At 72.8% G+C, this 17,465-nt stretch carries 22 protein-coding genes; 9 read left to right on the plus strand and 13 right to left on the minus strand.

Going from position 1 to position 17,465, the window contains the following annotated elements; genetic code table 11:
- The first annotated feature begins 7 nt into the window (after positions 1 to 7).
- Positions 8 to 949, plus strand: coding sequence for a prolyl aminopeptidase (gene pip, locus EIM48_RS07835; protein WP_028915661.1), 942 nt, complete (start codon positions 8 to 10; stop codon positions 947 to 949).
- A 52-nt stretch (positions 950 to 1,001) separates the two neighbouring features.
- Here pip and EIM48_RS07840 read toward each other — a convergent pair whose 3' ends face one another.
- The 5 genes from EIM48_RS07840 to EIM48_RS07860 all read right to left on the minus strand — a co-directional run bounded on the left by EIM48_RS07840 (position 1,002) and on the right by EIM48_RS07860 (position 4,782).
- On the minus strand, positions 1,002 to 1,751 hold the full coding sequence (locus EIM48_RS07840) for a DUF2242 domain-containing protein (protein WP_125111430.1): 750 nt from the start codon (positions 1,749 to 1,751) through the stop codon (positions 1,002 to 1,004).
- Between the two features lie 109 nt (positions 1,752 to 1,860).
- A complete protein-coding gene (locus EIM48_RS07845; RefSeq protein WP_199728401.1) occupies positions 1,861 to 2,667 on the minus strand; it encodes an N-formylglutamate amidohydrolase in 807 nt (268 codons plus the stop codon).
- On the minus strand, positions 2,636 to 3,193 hold the full coding sequence (locus EIM48_RS07850; protein ID WP_019397054.1) for an NUDIX hydrolase: 558 nt from the start codon (positions 3,191 to 3,193) through the stop codon (positions 2,636 to 2,638). Before EIM48_RS07850 ends, EIM48_RS07845 begins: the two co-directional genes overlap by 32 nt.
- 42 nt (positions 3,194 to 3,235) lie before the next feature.
- Positions 3,236 to 4,210, minus strand: a complete 975-nt coding sequence (locus EIM48_RS07855; protein WP_125111431.1) for a 5'-3' exonuclease H3TH domain-containing protein — start codon at positions 4,208 to 4,210, stop codon at positions 3,236 to 3,238.
- Positions 4,207 to 4,782 (minus strand): nitroreductase, encoded by a 576-nt coding sequence (locus EIM48_RS07860; protein ID WP_019397056.1) that lies wholly within the window; start codon positions 4,780 to 4,782, stop codon positions 4,207 to 4,209. Before EIM48_RS07860 ends, EIM48_RS07855 begins: the two co-directional genes overlap by 4 nt.
- 266 nt (positions 4,783 to 5,048) lie before the next feature.
- Between EIM48_RS07860 and EIM48_RS07865 the strand changes: the two genes are divergently transcribed.
- Together EIM48_RS07865 and EIM48_RS07870 are read left to right on the plus strand one after the other, a co-directional pair.
- A complete protein-coding gene (locus EIM48_RS07865; RefSeq protein ID WP_125111432.1) occupies positions 5,049 to 7,445 on the plus strand; it encodes a DUF1631 domain-containing protein in 2,397 nt (798 codons plus the stop codon).
- Positions 7,446 to 7,560: 115 nt separating this feature from the next.
- The gene (locus EIM48_RS07870) at positions 7,561 to 8,664 is read left to right on the plus strand and encodes an NAD(P) transhydrogenase subunit alpha (RefSeq protein WP_125111433.1); all 1,104 of its coding nucleotides are present in this window, start codon (positions 7,561 to 7,563) and stop codon (positions 8,662 to 8,664) included.
- 29 nt (positions 8,665 to 8,693) lie between these two features.
- Here the strand turns inward: EIM48_RS07870 and EIM48_RS07875 are convergent, their stop codons facing one another.
- Genes EIM48_RS07875 through EIM48_RS07885 form a run of 3 tightly spaced genes read right to left on the minus strand, consistent with a single transcriptional unit; the run spans position 8,694 to position 10,080 of the window.
- A complete protein-coding gene (locus EIM48_RS07875; protein WP_019397136.1) occupies positions 8,694 to 9,143 on the minus strand; it encodes a DUF3106 domain-containing protein in 450 nt (149 codons plus the stop codon).
- Positions 9,144 to 9,148: 5 nt separating this feature from the next.
- Positions 9,149 to 9,508 carry a hypothetical protein gene (locus EIM48_RS07880; RefSeq protein ID WP_019397137.1) on the minus strand — a complete coding sequence of 120 codons (360 nt, stop codon included), beginning with the start codon at positions 9,506 to 9,508 and terminating at the stop codon, positions 9,149 to 9,151.
- Complete coding sequence (locus tag EIM48_RS07885; RefSeq protein WP_028915652.1) at positions 9,505 to 10,080, minus strand: RNA polymerase sigma factor; 576 nt, start codon at positions 10,078 to 10,080, stop codon at positions 9,505 to 9,507. The genes EIM48_RS07880 and EIM48_RS07885 overlap by 4 nt, the downstream gene beginning before the upstream one ends.
- A gap of 214 nt (positions 10,081 to 10,294) precedes the next feature.
- On the opposite strand from EIM48_RS07885, the gene EIM48_RS07890 reads away from it, so the two are divergent.
- Both EIM48_RS07890 and EIM48_RS07895 read left to right on the plus strand, forming a co-directional pair.
- A complete protein-coding gene (locus EIM48_RS07890) occupies positions 10,295 to 10,594 on the plus strand; it encodes an NAD(P) transhydrogenase subunit alpha (RefSeq protein ID WP_019397139.1) in 300 nt (99 codons plus the stop codon).
- Positions 10,591 to 12,018, plus strand: a complete 1,428-nt coding sequence (locus EIM48_RS07895; RefSeq protein ID WP_019397140.1) for an NAD(P)(+) transhydrogenase (Re/Si-specific) subunit beta — start codon at positions 10,591 to 10,593, stop codon at positions 12,016 to 12,018. Before EIM48_RS07890 ends, EIM48_RS07895 begins: the two co-directional genes overlap by 4 nt.
- A 45-nt stretch (positions 12,019 to 12,063) precedes the next feature.
- On the opposite strand, the gene EIM48_RS07900 is transcribed toward EIM48_RS07895, so the two are convergent.
- Positions 12,064 to 12,489: a hypothetical protein gene (locus EIM48_RS07900; protein WP_019397141.1), complete on the minus strand. Its 426-nt coding sequence runs from the start codon at positions 12,487 to 12,489 to the stop codon at positions 12,064 to 12,066.
- 122 nt (positions 12,490 to 12,611) lie between these two features.
- Here EIM48_RS07900 and sufT point away from each other — a divergent pair, with 122 nt between their 5' ends.
- Positions 12,612 to 13,163, plus strand: coding sequence for a putative Fe-S cluster assembly protein SufT (gene sufT / locus EIM48_RS07905; RefSeq protein ID WP_019397142.1), 552 nt, complete (start codon positions 12,612 to 12,614; stop codon positions 13,161 to 13,163).
- A gap of 79 nt (positions 13,164 to 13,242) precedes the next feature.
- Here sufT and ybaK read toward each other — a convergent pair whose 3' ends face one another.
- The 4 genes from ybaK to wrbA all read right to left on the minus strand — a co-directional run bounded on the left by ybaK (position 13,243) and on the right by wrbA (position 15,337).
- The gene (gene ybaK, locus EIM48_RS07910; RefSeq protein WP_125108783.1) at positions 13,243 to 13,731 is read right to left on the minus strand and encodes a Cys-tRNA(Pro) deacylase; all 489 of its coding nucleotides are present in this window, start codon (positions 13,729 to 13,731) and stop codon (positions 13,243 to 13,245) included.
- A gap of 10 nt (positions 13,732 to 13,741) precedes the next feature.
- Positions 13,742 to 14,227 (minus strand): asparaginase domain-containing protein, encoded by a 486-nt coding sequence (locus EIM48_RS07915; protein ID WP_019397144.1) that lies wholly within the window; start codon positions 14,225 to 14,227, stop codon positions 13,742 to 13,744.
- Positions 14,228 to 14,345: 118 nt separating this feature from the next.
- Complete coding sequence (locus tag EIM48_RS07920) at positions 14,346 to 14,681, minus strand: DUF2069 domain-containing protein (protein ID WP_125111434.1); 336 nt, start codon at positions 14,679 to 14,681, stop codon at positions 14,346 to 14,348.
- Entirely contained in the window at positions 14,681 to 15,337 is a 657-nt protein-coding gene (gene wrbA / locus EIM48_RS07925) for an NAD(P)H:quinone oxidoreductase (protein ID WP_186828174.1), read from the minus strand. The genes EIM48_RS07920 and wrbA overlap by 1 nt, the downstream gene beginning before the upstream one ends.
- 22 nt (positions 15,338 to 15,359) lie before the next feature.
- Between wrbA and EIM48_RS07930 the strand changes: the two genes are divergently transcribed.
- Genes EIM48_RS07930 through EIM48_RS07940 form a run of 3 tightly spaced genes read left to right on the plus strand, consistent with a single transcriptional unit; the run spans position 15,360 to position 17,464 of the window.
- Entirely contained in the window at positions 15,360 to 16,625 is a 1,266-nt protein-coding gene (locus EIM48_RS07930) for a YihY family inner membrane protein (RefSeq protein WP_026010193.1), read from the plus strand.
- 2 nt (positions 16,626 to 16,627) lie between these two features.
- Positions 16,628 to 17,194 (plus strand): TlpA disulfide reductase family protein, encoded by a 567-nt coding sequence (locus EIM48_RS07935; RefSeq protein ID WP_019397148.1) that lies wholly within the window; start codon positions 16,628 to 16,630, stop codon positions 17,192 to 17,194.
- 3 nt (positions 17,195 to 17,197) lie between these two features.
- Positions 17,198 to 17,464: an acylphosphatase gene (locus tag EIM48_RS07940; protein WP_028915649.1), complete on the plus strand. Its 267-nt coding sequence runs from the start codon at positions 17,198 to 17,200 to the stop codon at positions 17,462 to 17,464.
- The last annotated feature ends 1 nt before the right edge of the window (position 17,465 follow it).

Below are 17,465 nucleotides of genomic sequence, written 5' to 3' on the forward strand. Positions count from 1 at the left end.
AATCCGCATGCGCAGCCTGTATCCCGAGATCGAACCGTACGCGACCGGCACCCTCAAGGTCGACGGCCGCCACGAGCTGTACTACGAAGAGTGCGGCAACCCGGAAGGCAAGCCGGTGGTGCTGCTGCACGGCGGCCCCGGCGGCGGCTGCAGCCCGAAGATGCGGCGCTTCCACGACCCGGCGAAGTACCGCATCGTGCTGTTCGACCAGCGCGGCGCCGGCCGTTCCACCCCGCACGCCGACCTGGTCGACAACACCACCTGGCACCTGGTGGCCGACATCGAGAAGCTGCGCGAAAAGCTCGGCATCGAGCGCTGGCAGGTGTTCGGCGGCAGCTGGGGCTCGACCCTGGCGCTGGCCTATGCGCAAACCCACCCGCAGCGGGTCACCGAGCTGGTGCTGCGCGGCATCTTCATGCTGCGCCGCTGGGAGCTGGAGTGGTTCTACCAGGAAGGCGCCAACCGCCTGTTCCCGGACGCCTGGGAGCACTACGTCAAGGCGATCCCGGAGGTGGAGCGGCACGACCTGATCTCCGCCTTCCACCGCCGCCTGACCAGCGAGGACGAGGCCACCCGCCTGGCCGCGGCCAAGGCCTGGAGCGTGTGGGAAGGCGCGACCAGCTTCCTGCACATGGACCCGGACTTCGTCACCAGCCACGAGGATCCGCGGTTCGCCCTGGCTTTCGCCCGGATCGAGAACCACTACTTCGTCAACGGCGGCTTCTTCGAGGTCGAGGACCAGTTGCTGCGCGATGCGCACCGCATCGCCGACATCCCCGGCGTGATCGTGCATGGCCGCTACGACGTGGTCTGCCCGCTGCAGAATGCCTGGGACCTGCACGGGGCCTGGCCGAAGGCGAAGCTGGAGATCACCCCGGCCTCGGGCCACTCGGCGTTCGAGCCGGAGAACGTGGACGCGCTGGTGCGCGCCACCGACGCCTTCGCCTGAGGCGAGGCATCCGCGCGTCGGGCCGCTTCGGGCCGCCGGACGCGCGGCGGGTTCAGCCGCCCGCCGGCGGTGTCGCCGGCACCGGCTGCATCGGCGCGGGCGGCGCCGGCTCCGGCGCACCGGCGGGCTGGGCCGGAGCCGGGGAAACGGCCGGCGGCGGCGCAGGCAGGTCCTCGATCCGCACGCCCGGCATCAGCTCGCCCGGGGTCGGTTGCGGGTACTGCTGCACCGGGAACAGCATCGGCTGGGTCTGCGCCGCCGGCCGCGCGGGGCGCTCGATCTCCTCCGGCAGGAAGCGCTCGAGCACGGCGAAGAAGCGTTTGTAGAAGTTGGAATCCTGCAGGGTCTCGCTGGCCACCTTGACCAGCGAATCCTCGATCGAGCCGATCGGCAGCGAGACCGAGCCTAGCGCGCTCACGCCCAGGCTGGCGGAGGTATTGCTGCGGCGGAGCACGTAGCGGTCCTGGACCGCGTTCACGAACACCACCGTCTGCTGCTCGCCGCGCAGCTGCGGCATGCACACGGCGCGGAATTCCACCTGCTCGTGGTTGTCGTCGTGCTGGAAGTACTTGCGTGCCTCGACCACGTCGGCCTCGGCGCGGCCGACCACGAAGCCCTGGCTGAGCAGGGCGCGGCGCGCGGCCTCGCAGGTCTGCGCCGGGGAATGGTCGAAGCTGCGCGAGTAGGTGTTGGCGGACTCGAAGGTCTCGAAAGCCGAACGTTCCGGCACGCCACGTCCCATGGCGCAGCCGGTCAGCAGGGCCAGCAGGGCGAGCGGAGGAAGGAAGCGGTGGCCTGGCATGGTGACTCGGTGAAACAGGTTGGCCGACCGAGTATGCCGGAACCGCGGCGGCTTGGACGACCCGGATGGAAACGCTTTCCCGCCGGGCGTGGCTGGCGTTGCGGCCGGTTCAGCCGGCAAAGCGCGGCGCCAGTGCGGCGAAGATCCGCGCCAGCCGTTGCGCCCACAGCAGCTGTCCGTCCTCGTCGGCGATCAGGTCCTGGCGGATCTCCAGTTCCACGTGCGGCAGTCCGCGCGCCTCGCCGTGCACCGGGATCGCGTAGTCGCTGGTCGCGGTGACCGCATAAGGCTGGTTGTCGCCGACCACCAGGTCGCCCTCGGCGCGCAGCGCCGCGAGCATGGCGTGGGGCAGGGCGGTGTGGCGGTGGTAGAGCACGCCGCAGTGCCAGGGGCGGTCGAAGCCGGCCATCGACGGGGTGAAGCTGTGCAGGGTGGCCAGCAGGGTCGGGCGGCCCTGGGCCGCGCGCTGGTCCAGGGCAGCGGCGATGCGTGCGTGGTAGGGCTGGAAGATCGCGCGCTGGCGCGCGGCGCGGGCGGCCTCGTCCAGGCCCAGGTTGGCCGGCACCGGGGTACCGTCGCTGGCCTCGACGATCGAGGTCGGAGACTGCAGCGGCCGGTTGCAGTCGATCACCAGGCGCGAGTACGGCTGCAGGATGGTCCAGGCGTCCAGCAGTTCCGCCAGCCGCCGCGCGACCCCGGCGATGCCGATGTCCCAGCCGATGTGGCGGTCGATCTCGCCCGGCGGCAGGCCCAGGTCGCCCAGCGCGCGCGGGATCGCCTGGCCGGCATGGTCGACCACGAACAGCCAGGGCGAGGTCCCGTCGGGGCGCAGCAGCTCCAGCGGCGCAGGGTCGCCGGCCTGCAGCAGCGTGGCGTGCCGGCCGTCAGGGGGCACGCGGGGTGCCGTCGAGTTCATGCTCGATCATCCACAGCCCGGCCCAGAGCTTGGAGTCCAGCTCGTAGCCTTCGCCCATCTTGCGCACCAGCCAGGCCGCGGCGGTGGCGCGCGGGACCTCGTGGACGGTGATGTCCTCGGTGCCGTCGCCGCCGCCCTCGCCGACCTTGCGCAGGCCGGTGGCACGCACGAACGCGACCTTCTCGCTGCTGGCCCCGGAGGAGGTGGGGCCGATCATCAGCACCTCGGCGCGCTCGGCGGTCCAGCCGGTCTCCTCCTCCAGCTCGCGGATCGCCGAGGCCTCGATCGATTCGCCGGCATCGATGTCGCCGACCAGGCCGGCCGGCATCTCGATCGTGCGCGCCTGCAGCGGCACCCGGAACTGTTCCACGAACAGGATCCGGTCCTCCGGCGTCACCGCGAGGATGATCGCGGCCAGCCCGCCGGCGTGGGTGCGTTCGGAGTACTCCCACGTCCCGCGCACGACCATGCGCTGGTAGCGGCCCTCGTAGACGACGCGCGGGGCGTCCTTGTCGGTGGTGTCCATGCGCCCGATCCTAAGCCGTCGGCGCCCGCGCGTCAGCCGCGCTCAGGCCGGGGCGCCGTCGCTCCAGGCCGGCGCCGGCTCCTCCAGCCCGGCGGCGATCCGCAGCCGGCGCCGGGTCATCGGCCCGAAGCGCAGCGCCGTGGCCAGCCCGTCCAGCATCTCCGGATCGGCCGCCCCGCGCGGCGTGGCCGGGACGGCGTAGTCCAGCGGCGCATCGCAGGCGATGGTGGTCAGCTGGCGGAACAGCAGTGCCAGCTCGCGCTGCTCGCGCAGCCGCGCCGCGACCTGGGCGGCGCCACGCAGGCGCAGGAAGGCAACCTCGTCGACCCGCTCCAGCAGCGCGTCCAGGCTGCCGAAGTGGGATAGCAGCACCGCCGCGGTCTTGGCGCCGATGCCGCCCACGCCGGGGATGTTGTCCACCGCGTCGCCGGTCAGGGCCAGGTAGTCGGCGATCTGGTGCGCGTGTACGCCGTGGCGCGCCTTCACCCCGGCCGCGCCCCAGCGCTGGCCGCGGGCGAAGTCCCACTGCTCGTCGTGCTCGCCCAGCAGCTGCGACAGGTCCTTGTCGGCCGAGACGATCACCCCGCGGAAGCCCGCCGGCCGCGCCCGGTGCAGGGCGCTGCCGATCAGGTCGTCGGCCTCGTATTCGGTATGCGCCAGCACCGCCAGGCCCAGCGCCGCGCAAAGCGCCTTGCAGTGCGCGAACTGGCGGCGCAGTTCCTCCGGCGCCGGCTCGCGGTTGCCCTTGTAGGCCGGGTAGATGCGGTGGCGGAAACAGCTGTCCAGCGCCTCGTCGAAGGCGATGGCGATGTGCCCCGAGCGCTCGCGTTCCAGCAGCTCCAGCAGGAAGCGGGCGAAGCCGTGCACCGCGTTGGTCGGCCAGCCCTGGGCGTCGCGGAAGGCATCGGGCATCGAATGCCAGGCGCGGAACACGTACAGGCTGGCGTCGACCAGGTAAAGCGGCGGCCGTGGCGCGGGCACCGCGGAGGCGGGCAGGCCTGGCCCGGCGGCGCTCACGGTGCCCAGTCCGACAGCAGGGCGCGGGGATCCGGACGCGGGCGTTCCGGCGCCTCGGCCTGTGGCGTGCCGATGTGGACGAAGCCGACGATGCGCTCGTTCGCCGCCAGCCCCAGCACCCGCGCCACCTCCGGGTCGTAGGCCATCCACGCGGTCAGCCACTGCGCACCGAAGCCCATGGCCTGGGCGGCCTGCAGCAGGGCGAAACAGGCGCAGCCGGCACTCAGCAGCTGTTCCTGCTCGGGCACCTTGTGCCCGGCCTGGAGGCGGGCGACCACCGCCACCACCAGCGGGGCGCGGGAAAACCTCATCCGGTCCTTCTCCACCGCCGCCGGCGGTGCCTGCGGGTCGCGCTGCAACGCACGCGCGGCAACGAACTCGCCCAGCGCGTGGCGCGCGTCGCCGGCAATGCGCAGGAAGCGGAACGGGACCAGCTTGCCGTGGTCGGGCACCCGCACCGCCGATGCCAGCATGCGCAGCAGGGTGGCCTCGTCGGGACCGGGCTCGCCCAGTTGCATGGACGGGACGGAACGGCGCTGGTCCAGCGCCTCCAGGCTGGGGAAAGTGGGCATGGACTCCTGGCCGCGGGGGGCGGCGTATGTTGCCGAAGTCATTGAATTATAGGTGAGCCGGCGCGGGAGGCCGGGGCGCGCGGGCGGCGTGGGCACGGCACCGCAGGCAGGAGCCGCCACTGCTGTTAAAGTTCCTGACCGCCAGCCGCGAATTGCCGACCCGATCACGGTTGCTTCGCGGAAGCAGGACGTACGATGCACAGGAGCGGTAGGGAGCCGCCCCCCATTCGTAATGTCCTCCGCCTTCGTGCCGGAGCCCCACGCGCATGAGTCCAGCCCAAGCCGAGTTCCACCGCCTGAAGGCCCCCGATGCCGCGCTGCTCGCGCAGGCGAAGGAAGCCTTCCTGCCGGCGCTGGGCGAGGCCTTCGCGGTGGCGGTGGCGCGCTACGACGACGTGCTGTTCGACCGCGCCGAGCGCGCCGGCTCCTCGCAGCTGCTGTTCCTGGACGGCATGCGCGAGCTGCGCCGCCGGCGCGAGGAGATCGCCGTGCGCTTCCGCGAGCACTTGGCCCGTGCCTGGCGCGCGCTGGAGCAAGGCGAGCCGCTGTCGGCCGAGGGCGCCCTGTCCGGGCAGCAGGGCGGGCTGAGCCTGGTCTCCGAGCAGGAGCTGGAATCGCGCCTGGCGGTGCGCAACCTGGCCGCCGCCCTGCAGCGCGAATGCAAGGACGTGCTGGCCCGGCTGGAGCGCCGCCTGGCCTGGGTGGCCGGGGGCGAGGTGCTGGACGCTGACAGCAACCCGATCGGCCCCGAGCACATCGGCGTGGCCGTGCACCAGGCCTTCGCCGCCTGCGAGCTGGCGCCGGAAGTGCGCCTGGTGCTGATCAAGCTGTGCGAGCGCGACCTGGCGCCGCTGGTGGCCCGGCTCTACGAGGGCCTGGACCAGCGCCTTGCCCGCGCCGGGGTGCAGGGCCCGGCCCCGGCGCGCCCGGCGGCGCGCCCGGCACCGCCGCCGCGCCCGGCCACCGCGCCCGGCGAGGACCTGTTCGAACGTGTGCCCGAGGAACCGCAGGCCGGCCAGGCCTGGGCCGAGGCGCCGGTGGAGGAGTATTCCCCGGCCTGGGCGGCGCGCTTCATGGAGCGCTGGGCCGGCGGCCAGCGCATGGCCGGCGAGCATTCCGCGTCCGGCGCTGCGGCCGCGGGTGCCGGTGCCGGTGCCGGTGCCGGCGGGCAGGGTTTCCTGCCCGGCGACCCGGCGGCCCAGGGCATGCTGCTGGAAGCCCTGCACCACCTGCTGGAGCACAGCCGCCAGCTGCGCGGCGGCGCCGAGCAGGCGGCCGGCACCATCCAGCAGGCGCAGGGCCAGCAGCGCCCGCTGACCCAGCGCGAGATGCTGTCGGTGCTGTCGCTGCTGCAGGCCACGCCCACCGCGACCCTGCGCGCGGCCATCGGCGACCAGCACGAGTCGCTGTCGCAGCGGCTCAAGAGCGAGGTCCTGGCCAATGCCAGCCAGCTGGGCGTGGACCCGGCCAGCACCCGCCTGGATCCCAAGGACGAGGACGCGATCGACCTGGTCGGCATGCTGTTCGACGTGCTGCTGGACGAGCGCGACCTGGCCGACCGCCCGCGCGAGCTGATCGGCCGCCTGGTGGTGCCGTTCGTGAAGGTGGCCCTGCTGGACCGCCGCATGTTCGTGCAGAAGACCCACCCGGCGCGGCGCCTGCTCAACGCCCTGGCCGAGGCCTGCGAGGGCAACCAGGGCGAGAGCGCGGCCGAGCGCACGCTGCTGGCCAAGGTCGAGGAGATCATCGAGCGCCTGGTGGCCGAGTTCAACGAGAACCTGTCCATCTTCATGACCCTGGAGGAGGAATTCCGCGAATTCCTCGAGCAGCACCGCCGCCGGGTCGAGATCACCGAGCGCCGCGCGGCCGAGATCCAGCGGGGCCAGGAGCGCCTGGAGCAGGCGCGCCAGCGCGCCCAGCAGGAGCTGGCGGCGCGCGTGGAGGGGCTGGAGCTGCCGCGGGCGATTTCCGAGTTCCTGCACAACGCCTGGCAGCACCACGTGACCCTGGCGCTGCTGCGCGAGGGCGACGCCGGCGCCGCCTTCGTCGAGGCCATGGCGCTGGCCGACGGCGTGCTGGACGAGGTGGCCGAGGCGCGCCGGCACGTGGTCGGCAAGCCGTGGCTGCAGGCCTGGCAGCCGGCGCTGCTGAAGGTGCTGGCCAGCGTCGGCCTGCACGGCGACGCCGCTAGCGCCGCGATCGCGGCGATGGGCGACACCCTGCAGGCGGTCGCCGCCGCCCGCCCGGAACTGGAGAAGGCCCTGCCGGAGCTGCCGGCGGTGGCCCTGCCGCAGCCGGCGCCGGTGGAGAACAGCCCGGTCGACCTGGCCGGGCTGGACGAGGCCCAGGGCTTCGACAAGGCCGATGTCGACTACATCCGCGGCCTGCCGGTGGGCACCTGGCTGGACTTCATCGACAAGGACGGCCGCGTGCAGCCGGGCAAGCTGTCCTGGATCAGCCCGATCTCGCAGCGCCTGCTGTTCGTCAACCGCCGCGGCGTGCGCTTCTGCGTGGCCTCGGCCGAGGAGCTGGCGGCGATGGTGCGGCTGGGCCGGCTGCGCATGCACGTGGCCGACGAGGGCGCGTTCGATGCCGCCATGCAGGGCGTGATCGAGCGCCTGGACAGCGTGGTCGCCGCGCGCGGCAGCGCCACCTTGCACTGAGTCCGGGCCGCCGCCCGGGTGCGCCCGCGGCGGGCGGATGCCGCTGAAACCATCGAACCGCCGCCGGCCGCGTTTGCTAGCATCCGGCCGATCTGACATTGCGAGGGGACGCGGCATGACAGTGGAAGTGCTGGTGCTGAAGGAAGCCGCCGCTGGCGAGCGCCGCGTGGCCGCCACGCCGGAGACGGTGCGCAAGCTGGTCGCCGCGGGGGCCACGGTGCGGGTGGAGCCGGGCGCCGGGCTGGGCGCCGGCATCAGCGACCAGGCCTATGCCGAGGCCGGCGCGCTGCCCGCCGCCGCCGATGCCCGCGCCAGCGCCGAGGTGGTGCTGTGCGTGCAGCCGCCGGCGCCGGAACTGATCGGCGCGCTGCGCGAGGGCGCGGTGCTGGTGGGCATGCTGCACCCGCAGGCCGATCCGGCCCGCGCCGCGGCGCTGCAGGCGCGCCGGATCCGGGCGTTCCCGCTGGAGCGCCTGCCGCGCACCACCCGCGCCCAGGCCATGGACGTGCTCAGCTCGCAGGCCGGAATGGCCGGCTACAAGGCCACCCTGATCGCCGCGCAGCTGGCGCCGCGCTTCTTCCCCATGCTCACCACCGCCGCCGGCACCATCCGCCCCTCGAAGGTGCTGGTGGTCGGTGCCGGCGTGGCCGGCCTGCAGGCGATCGCCACCGCGCGCCGGCTGGGCGCGCAGGTGGAGGGCTTCGACGTGCGCCCGGAGACCCGCGAGCAGATCGAGTCGCTGGGCGGCAAGTTCCTCGACCTGGGCGTGAGCGCGGCCGGCGAGGGCGGCTACGCGCGCGCGCTGACCGACGAGGAGCGCGCCGAGCAGCAGCGGCGCCTGGCCGAGCATGTACGCAACATCGACGTGATCGTGTGCACTGCCGCGGTGCCGGGCCGGCCGGCCCCGAAGATCATCAGCGCGGCGATGGTGGCGGGCATGAAGCCCGGCAGCGTGATCGTGGACCTGGCCGCCGAGACCGGCGGCAACTGCGAGCTGACCGAGCGCGGGCAGACCGTCGAGCGCCACGGCGTGACCATCGCCGGTCCGCTCGACCTGACCAGCATGGGCGCGGTGCACGCCAGCGAGATGTACGCGCGCAACGTCTTCAACTTCGTGGCCCTGTTCCTGAAGGACGGCGCGCTGTCCTTCGACTGGAACGACGAACTGCTGGCGAAGACCGCCTGGCCGGAACCGCCGGCGGCGACCGCCGCGGCCTGAGCCGCCGGCCGCTGGCCGGCCCGCGCGACTCAGTGCGCGTCCCTGGCCGGATGCGCGCGCAGCCATTCCTGGCGCTGCGCCGGGCTCATCTGCTCCCACTCCTTGCGGAAACGCTCGCGCTGCTCCGGCGTCATCTGCCGGGTGGCCTCGAAGATCGCACGCGCGCGCTGGCGCTGCTCCGGGTCCATCTGCTCGAAGCGGCGCATGCCGCGGCGGGCGCGTTCGCGCGCCTCCGGCGGCAGTTCCTTCCAGCGCTGGGCACGCTCGAGCATGCGTGCGCGCTCCTGCGGGTTGTCGTTCCAGCGGTCGCGCAGCGGCGCGACCAGCAGTTCGCGCTGTTCGGCGCTCAGCTGTTCCCAGCGCGGCAGTTCCGCCTGGCGCGCGGCGGGTGCCGGCGCGGGCGCGGGTTGGGCGGGCCGGGCGGCGGCCACGGTCGGCAGCAGCAGCGCGGCAAGGCAGAGGGACAGGCGCAGGTTCATGGCGGTTACTCCAGGGCCAGGGCGGTGACGTCGGCCGAGGCCAGCCACAGGTAGAAGCCGGGATCCTCCTCCAGGTGGACGGCCGGATCCTCCAGCGTGGCGGCGGCCACGCCGGCGGCGGGGAGGGCGTCGGGTTGCGGCGGCGCCGGGTCCGGGCGCAGGACCACCGCCAGCACCAGGGCCGCGGCCATGGCGCCGCCGGCCAGCCACGAGGGCAGCCGCCAGGACGGGCGCTCCGTACCGGCGGAGATGGCCTCGTGACGGGCCCGGCGCAGGCGCGCGCGCACCTCGGGGGAGACATGCGCCAGCGCTTCGGCGTGCAGCTGCCGGGCGCGGCGGTCGAGGGAATCGGGTGCGGTCGTCACAGGACGTCCTCCAGTTGCGAATTCAGGGCCTGCCGCGCACGCGACAGGTGGGTCTTCACCGAGCCTTCCGAGCAGCCCATCACCTGCGCGGTGGTGGCCACGTCCAGTTCTTCCAGCACGCGCAGGGTGAACGCCTCGCGCTGGCGCGGCGGGAGCTGGCGCAGCGCCTCCACCAGGCGCGCGTAGGTCTCGCCACGCTCCTGGGCCTCGGCCGGGCCGGGGCTGGTGTCGGCCCAGTCGATGCCGGTGTCCTCGCCGCGCGGATCGTCGCTGGCCACCGCCGGCAGCATCCAGCGCAGGCGGAAGCGCGAGCGCCGCTGCAGGTCGATGATCCGCCGCCGCAGGATGCTCCAGAACAGCGGCGTCCATTCGGCGGCCGGGCGGTCCTGGTAGGCGAGCATGCGCATCATCGCGTCCTGCACCGCGTCCAGCGCATCGTCGCGGTTGCGCAGGCCGGCCTCGGCGAAGCGGAACGCGCGCGTGCCGATGTCGGCCAGGAACGCGTCCAGCGAGGCCCAGGCCGGGGTGGCGGGCGCGTCCGTGTCGGGCGATGCGGGCGGAGTCACCAGCACAGCTTAACGGCCCCCGGTGCGGGTACCGTGGATCCGGGCGGACGCCACGGCCATGGCGGGCAACGGCGGCGGGATCGTCGGTTTCATCTGCACCCGTTCGTGGCGGTTCGATGCACCAGTAAACGCCCGCCGCGGGCCGCGGTTGACACGCGCCAGCCGGGTTCAGCCTGCGGTTATCATCCGGGCGGGCACGTGCCCGGGGAGGCAGGACGCAATGAACGACGGTTTCGTAGCGCTGTACATCTTCATGCTCGCGGCCATCGCGGGCCACGTGATCATCTCGCGGGTGCCGGTGATCCTGCACACGCCGCTGATGTCCGGATCCAACTTCATCCACGGCGCGGTGCTGATCGGCGCGATGGTGGTGCTCGGCCACGCCGACACCACCCTGGAAAAGGCGCTGGGCTTCATCGCCGTGGCCCTCGGCGCGGGCAACGCCGCCGGCGGCTACGTGGTGACCGAGCGCATGCTGGAGATGTTCAAGTCCTCGAAGAAGCCCGGGGGCAAGGCATGAGCGGCGGCTTCGACCTGCGCCTGTGGCTGGTCGGCGCCAGCTACCTGGTGGCCGCCACCCTGTTCCTGCTCGGCCTGCAGCGCATGGCCTCGCCGGCCACCGCGCGCAGCGGCATCCACTGGGCCGGCGTCGGCATGCTGCTGGCCACCGCCGCGACCTTCCTGCTGCCGGACCTGCACAACCTGGCGCTGATCGTCGCGGCGCTGGTGCTGGGCACGGTGCTGGCCTGGGTCTCCGGCAAGAAGGTGGCGATCACCGACATGCCGCAGATGGTCGCGCTGTACAACGGCATGGGCGGCGGTTCGGCCGCGGCGATCGGCGCGGTGGAGCTGCTGCGCTACTCCGGGCTGGCGCAGGCCGCGCCGGCCGGGGCTCCGGCGGCCGGCCCGGGCGCAGTGGTACTGGCGCTGGCGGTGCTGGGCTCGGCGATCGGCGCGGTGTCGCTGTCCGGCTCGGTGGTCGCCTGGGCCAAGCTCGACGGGCGCCTGGACAAGCGCGTGGCCTTCCCGGGCCAGCAGGCGTTCAACCTGCTGGTGGCGCTGGCCATGGTGGTGCTCGGGGCATGGGCGGCCACCAGCCTGCAGCCGGTGGCGATCATCGCCTTCTTCCTGGTGGCACTGTTGCTGGGCGTGCTGATGACCCTGCCGATCGGCGGCGCCGACATGCCGGTGGTCATCTCCCTCTACAACGCCTTCACCGGGCTGGCGGTGTCGTTCGAGGGCTACGTGCTGGGCAACGAGGCGCTGATCATCGCCGGCATGATGGTCGGCGCGGCCGGCATCCTGCTGACCCGGCTGATGGCCAAGGCCATGAACCGGCCGATCCGCAACGTGCTGTTCGGCAGTTTCGGCGCCGCCGGCCAGGCGCAGGAGATCAGCGGCTCGCAGAAGCCGATCGAGGCCGGCGACGTGGCGGCGATGATGGCCTACGCCGAGCGCGTGGTGATCGTGCCCGGCTACGGCTTGGCCGTGGCCCAGGCCCAGCACAAGATCTGGGAGCTGGCGCAGCGGCTGATCGAGCGCGGGGTGAAGGTGAAGTTCGCGATCCACCCGGTGGCCGGGCGCATGCCGGGGCACATGAACGTGCTGCTGGCCGAGGCCGGCGTGCCGTACGACCTGATCGCGGACATGGATGACATCAACCCGGAGTTCCCGAACACCGATGTGTCGCTGGTGATCGGCGCCAACGACGTGGTCAACCCGGTGGCCAAGACCGATCCGTCCAGCCCGATCTACGGCATGCCGATCCTCGACGTGGTCGAGTCGAAGAACGTCATCGTGATCAAGCGCGGCAAGGGCACCGGTTTTGCCGGCATCGAGAATGCACTGTTCTACGCCGACAACACCCGCATGCTCTACGGCGACGGCGCGGACATGGCCAACGCCCTGGTCAGCGAACTGAAGGCGCTGGACGGCGGCCATTGAGGCGGACGCGGCCCCGGCGCGCGCCGCCGGGGCCTGCGTGGCGGCTCAGCGTCCGGCGCGCAGCGCCAGCAGCGGCGCCAGCGCCAGGCACCACAGGTCCAGGCGGGTATTGGCCAGCTGGCTGAGGGTCAGCACGAAGCGCGGCCCCATCTTCGGCAGCGCCTGCCACGGTGCCATGCCCATCTGCGCGCCGATATGGCCGGCGGCAATCGCCCACTGCACCGCGACCACCACCAGCACGGTGGCCACGGCGGCGGCAACGGCGCGTCCCCAGCCGGGGCGCATCCCGCCCAGGCGCAGCATCAGTCCCGACTCCAGCGCCACCAGCAGCGCCACCCAGCCGTGCTGGCGGCCGCTGGCCAGGCCCAGGGCGCCCCAGGCGACCACCGCGGTGGCCATGGCCAGCAACAGCAGGGGAAGCCACAGCCAGGCGCGGCGTGGGCGGCCATGGGAATGCAGGGTTCGGGGCATCGGGTGGATCCGGAAGGGGTCGCCAAGGATACGCCCGGCGGGCATGCGCTAGAATGAGCGTCCTCCCCACACCGGCCGCTGGCCGCCTTGCATATGCGGGCGGGCTGCCCCATATCCGCCGCATGTACTCCCGCAGCAGCGAACCCGTCCGCTTCGAACGCGACTGCGCCGCCGTCATGGTGCCGCAGGGCGAGGCGGTGACCCTCCCGGCCGGCAGCGTCGGCTACATCACCCAGGGATTGGGCGGCAGCTATACCGTGTTCGTGGAAGGCAACCTGTTCCGGATCGCGGGCAAGGATGCCGACGCGATCGGCAAGGAAGTGCCGCCGCAGCTGGAACTGCCGGCCGACGCCAGCGACGAGGAGGTCGAGGCCATGGTCTGGAGCCAGCTGCGCACCTGCTTCGACCCGGAGATCCCGTTCAACATCGTCGACCTGGGCCTGGTCTACGAGGCCAGCCTGAAGCACCTGGACGACGGCACCCGCGGCATCGACGTGAAGATGACCCTGACCGCGCCCGGCTGCGGCATGGGCGAGATCCTGGTGGACGACGTGCGCGCCAAGCTGGAGCAGATCCCGACCATCAGCCAGGCCGACGTGGAACTGGTGTTCGACCCGCCGTGGGGCCGGCACATGATGTCCGAGGCCGCGCGCCTCGAGACCGGGATGTACTGAGTCCGCATCGCGCACCCTGGGCGCCGGGATTCGGGATTCGGGATTCGTGGGTGGCGTAGCCGGACACGGCTGCGTGCGGCTATGCGCGGCTGATCGCCGCCACCTGCGCCTGCAGCACCTGCACCGCATCCGCCGGCGCCAGCTCCAGCAGCAGGCCGCGCTGGCCGGCATTGATGAACACACTCGGCTGGGCCAGCGCGTCGCGCTCGAAGCACACGGGCGCCGGCCGCTGCTGGCCGAACGGGCTGATACCGCCGACCCTGTAGCCGCTGCGGCGCTCGGCCTCGGCCACTTCCATCATCCGCGCGGCCTTGCCGCCGGCGGCCGCCGCCAGCGCCTTGAGCTGGACCTGGCGGTCGCTGGGCAGGACCACGCACACCGCCTGGGCGTCGACCCAGGCCATCAGCGTCTTCAGTACCCGCTCCGGTGGCACGCCCAGCGCGGCGGCCGCCTGCAGGCCCTTGCCGCCCGCCAGGACGCTGGCCTCGGCGTCGTAGTCGTACGGATGCAGGCGGTAGACGACGCCGGCGGCGTCGAGGACGCGGGTGGCGCGGGTCGCCTTCGACACGGGCCTGGCCTCAGGCCGGCTCGAAGCGGTTGGCGGCCACGTTCTTGCGCACCTTGTCCGGGGTCCAGACCCGGCCGTTCATGGCGATGTACACGCCCGGCGGCAGGGTCTGCACCGCGCCGATCGCGCAGCCGATGTTGAACTCCGCGTCCGAACCGCGGAACCGCGCCGGGCTCAGTGCGCCGGTCATGACGATGGTCTTGTCCGCGATCGAGCGCAGCACCATGCCGGTCTGGACCATGGTGTCGGTGCCATGGGTCACCAGCACGTGGCGCGCCGGCTGCGCGGCGATGGTGGCGCGCACCAGCTCGCGGTCGGCGTCGGTGATGTGCAGCGAGTCCTTGCGCAGGATCGGGATCACGGTGAAGCGGAAGTTCACCCCCAGCTCGCGCAGGATCATGCCGATCTGCGGCTCGCCGATCTGGTAGTCGGATTTGTCGTCGAAGTAGATCTTGTCGATCGTGCCACCGGTGGTGACGATCAGCAGTTCTTCCATGGAGCGGCTCCTGCGGTGCGGCCGCGGCCGCACCCGTGGACGGGGGAGGGCGGTGCCGGGCACCGCCGCGGCGCGATTATCGCGCCGGTGGGCGAAAAGGTGCGAATGAAACCTTCGCTCAGCCGCGGCGGCCGAAGCGCGCCTTCAGCCCCGGCCAGCTGGAGGCCATGACCACCACCAGCGACAGCGCGATCGCGGCCCAGGCCAACAGCCCGGCTTCCGGATGCGCCCAGGCGTGCATCACCCCGTGGCTGAACCAGAACAGCGCCAGCACGCCCGACCAGAACGCGGCCTTGCGCCCGCCGCGCCAGGCCGGCCCCGCCAGCAGCAGCGGCGGCAGGGCGAACACCAGCAGCGCCGCGGCGGCGTGGCGGTCGTCGTGGAACCAGGCCAGGTAGAGCCCGGCCAGGGCCAGCAGGGCGATGCCCAGCACCCGGTGCGAAGGCGCGCGCATCAGCGGGCCAGCCTCGCGGCGATATCGGCCAGGCGCCGGCCCAGTGCGCGCGCCAGCACGGCCTCTTCCTCGCTCGGCTGCGGGTCGTCGTCGGCGCCGGCGACGTGGCTGGCGCCGTAGGGCGTGCCACCGCTGCGGGTGCTGCTCAGCAGCGGCTCCGTATAGGGGATGCCGACGATCACGCAACCGTGGTGCAGCAGCGGCACGTGCATGCTCAGCAGGGTCGATTCCTGGCCGCCGTGCAGGGTGGCGGTGGAGGTGAACACCGCCGCCGGCTTGCCAGCGAGGGTGCCGCTGGCCCATTCGCCACCAAGCCCGTCGAGGAAGTGCTTGACCGGCGCGGCCATGTTGCCGAAACGGGTGGGGCTGCCCAGGGCCAGGCCGGCGCACCCGGCCAGGTCGGCGCTGGTGACGTAGGGCGCGCCGTCTTCCGGCACCGGCGGGGCGGCCTGCTGGGTCACCGCCGCCACCGGCGGCACCGTGCGCAGCCGCGCCTGCATGCCCGGCACTTCCTCCACCCCGCGCGCGATCTGCCGCGCCAGGCGCGCGACCGAACCGCCGCGGCTGTAGTACAGGACCAGGATCTCGGCCATGCGTGCTGCTTCCTCGGGTATGCCAGGGGCGCAAGTATCGGCGATGCGGCGCGTGCGGCGCATCGGGTAGGCTTGCCCGATGCGCATGGACGGTCTGACCGGAAACTGGCGGGAACGCATGCGCGACCGCGCCCGCGCGGTCGCATTCGCGCGCTTCCTGTGGCACCGCTTCGTCGACGACCGCCTGTTCCAGGCCGCCGCGGCGCTGGCCTACACCACCGCCTTCGCCCTGGTGCCGCTGGCGGTGGTGGTGCTGGGCGTGCTGGCCGCGTTCCCGGTGTTCGACCAGTGGAGCAACGCCCTGGTCGACTACGTGTTCTCCAACTTCATGCCGACCGCGGCGCGCGCGATCGAGTCCTCGCTGGACCGCCTGGCCGAGAACTCGCGCCAGCTCACCGCCGCCGGCGTGGTTGCGCTGGTGGTCTCGCTGCTGGTCACCCTCAACAGCGTGGAGTCCACCTTCAACCGCATCTGGCGGGTGGCCAGCGCGCGGCCGCGGCTGTCGCGCTACCTGGTGTACTGGACGGTGCTGACCCTGGGCGCGTTGCTGGCCGCCGCTTCGCTGTCGATCTCGGCGCGGATCTTCGCCCTGCCGCTGTTCGCCACCCCGGAAGGGCGCGCCATCGCCGACCTCAGCCTGGGCCTGGCGCCGGTGCTGATCGAACTGGTGGTGGTGGTGCTGGTCTACCGCGTGGTGCCGCACCACACGGTCAAGTGGCGCCACGCCCTGGCCGGCGCGGCGCTGGCGGTGCTGCTGCTGGAAGCGGTGAAGGCCGGGCTGGGCGTGTACCTGGGCAGCTTCCAGGGCTACCAGAAGCTGTACGGCGCGCTGGCCTTCATCCCGATCCTGATGCTGTGGATCTACCTGGGCTGGATCGCGATCCTGCTGGGTGCCTCGCTGGCTTCGTCGCTGGCCGCGTTCCGCTACCAGCCGGCGTCCATGCGCCTGCCGGCCGGCTACGAGGTCTATGCGCTGCTGCGGCTGATCGGCCGCTTCCGCGACGCCCGGCGCGAGGGCCATGGCCTGCACACGGCGGCGATCCTGGAGCTGGAGCCGATGCTCACCGACTCGCTGCTGCAGGAGTTCCTCGCCCAGCTGGCGGAGATCCGCGTGCTGCGCCGGGACGAGCAGGGCGAGTGGCTGCTGGGCCGCGACCTGGACGACGTCTGCCTGGGCGAGCTGTACGAGGCCTGCGGCGTGCGCGTGCCCGCGGACGAGGCCTGGCTGCCGTGCCGCGAGGACCCGCTCGGCCAGGACGCCACCGCGGTACTCGACGACCTGCGCCTGCCGCTGCGCGACGTGCTGCGGCGCCGGGTCGGCTCCCTCTACCCCCATTCCCTCGGAGATTGACCATGCGTTTCCCGATTCCCGCCCTGGCCCTGCTGGCCCTGCTGTGCGCCTGCGGGCGCCAGGCCACGGAGCCGCAGTCCGCGGCCGACGCCAGCCCGCCGCCGTCGGCCGAGGAATTGCCGCCGCCGCTGGAAAGCCCCGGCGTGGTCGACCAGACCGCCGAGTACCCGTCCTTCACCGGCACCGCGGTGGACGGCAAGCCCTACGACCTGGCCGCGCAGCGCGGGCGCTGGGTGGTGGTCAACTTCTGGGCGACCTGGTGCAAGCCGTGCCTGCAGGAGATGCCGGAACTGTCGGCGCTGCACGAGATGCGCGAGGACATCGAGGTGGTGGGCCTGGCCTACGAGGACATCGCCACCGAGGAAATGCAGGCGTTCCTGCGCGAGCGCCCGGTCTCGTACCCGATCGTGGTGCTGGATCCGTACGCGCCGCCGGGCGACTTTGCCACTCCGCGCGGATTGCCGATGACCTACCTGCTCGCGCCGGACGGCAAGGTCGCGCGCCAGTTCCTGGGGCCGGTGAGCGCCAGCGACATCGAGCTGGCGGTGGCCGGCAAGGCGGAGGGCTGAGCCATGGACGCGGCACGTTTCCTGGTCAGCGGCAAGGTGCAGGGCGTGTACTACCGCGCATCCACCCGCGAGCAGGCGCTGCACCTGGGGCTGGATGGCAGCGCGGTGAACCTGCCGGACGGGCGCGTGGAGGTGGTCGCCGCCGGCAGCCCGGAGGCGATCGACGCGCTGGAGCAGTGGCTGCGCCAGGGGCCGCCGACGGCCAAGGTCGAGGCGGTGGAGCGCTTCCCGCACCAGGAGCGGGTGCCGCCGGGCTTCAGCGTCGGCTGAC

Origin of the sequence: Pseudoxanthomonas sp. SGNA-20, assembly GCF_003931635.1 — a bacterium.
Lineage (GTDB): Bacteria > Pseudomonadota > Gammaproteobacteria > Xanthomonadales > Xanthomonadaceae > Pseudoxanthomonas.

Coding starts and splice junctions, on each gene's coding strand:
- EIM48_RS07875 (WP_019397136.1), bottom strand. CDS start 9,143: ATGAACCTGCGCCTGTCCCTCTGCCTTGCCGCGCTGCTGCTGCCGACC.
- EIM48_RS07900 (WP_019397141.1), bottom strand. CDS start 12,489: ATGCCCCGAACCCTGCATTCCCATGGCCGCCCACGCCGCGCCTGGCTG.
- EIM48_RS07895 (WP_019397140.1), top strand. CDS start 10,591: ATGAGCGGCGGCTTCGACCTGCGCCTGTGGCTGGTCGGCGCCAGCTAC.
- sufT (WP_019397142.1), top strand. CDS start 12,612: ATGTACTCCCGCAGCAGCGAACCCGTCCGCTTCGAACGCGACTGCGCC.
- EIM48_RS07865 (WP_125111432.1), top strand. CDS start 5,049: ATGAGTCCAGCCCAAGCCGAGTTCCACCGCCTGAAGGCCCCCGATGCC.
- EIM48_RS07860 (WP_019397056.1), bottom strand. CDS start 4,782: ATGCCCACTTTCCCCAGCCTGGAGGCGCTGGACCAGCGCCGTTCCGTC.
- EIM48_RS07845 (WP_199728401.1), bottom strand. CDS start 2,667: ATGAACTCGACGGCACCCCGCGTGCCCCCTGACGGCCGGCACGCCACG.
- EIM48_RS07940 (WP_028915649.1), top strand. CDS start 17,198: ATGGACGCGGCACGTTTCCTGGTCAGCGGCAAGGTGCAGGGCGTGTAC.
- EIM48_RS07930 (WP_026010193.1), top strand. CDS start 15,360: ATGGACGGTCTGACCGGAAACTGGCGGGAACGCATGCGCGACCGCGCC.
- EIM48_RS07890 (WP_019397139.1), top strand. CDS start 10,295: ATGAACGACGGTTTCGTAGCGCTGTACATCTTCATGCTCGCGGCCATC.
- EIM48_RS07935 (WP_019397148.1), top strand. CDS start 16,628: ATGCGTTTCCCGATTCCCGCCCTGGCCCTGCTGGCCCTGCTGTGCGCC.
- EIM48_RS07915 (WP_019397144.1), bottom strand. CDS start 14,227: ATGGAAGAACTGCTGATCGTCACCACCGGTGGCACGATCGACAAGATC.
- pip (WP_028915661.1), top strand. CDS start 8: ATGCGCAGCCTGTATCCCGAGATCGAACCGTACGCGACCGGCACCCTC.
- EIM48_RS07840 (WP_125111430.1), bottom strand. CDS start 1,751: ATGCCAGGCCACCGCTTCCTTCCTCCGCTCGCCCTGCTGGCCCTGCTG.
- EIM48_RS07850 (WP_019397054.1), bottom strand. CDS start 3,193: ATGGACACCACCGACAAGGACGCCCCGCGCGTCGTCTACGAGGGCCGC.
- EIM48_RS07870 (WP_125111433.1), top strand. CDS start 7,561: ATGACAGTGGAAGTGCTGGTGCTGAAGGAAGCCGCCGCTGGCGAGCGC.
- EIM48_RS07920 (WP_125111434.1), bottom strand. CDS start 14,681: ATGCGCGCGCCTTCGCACCGGGTGCTGGGCATCGCCCTGCTGGCCCTG.
- wrbA (WP_186828174.1), bottom strand. CDS start 15,337: ATGCGCCGCACGCGCCGCATCGCCGATACTTGCGCCCCTGGCATACCC.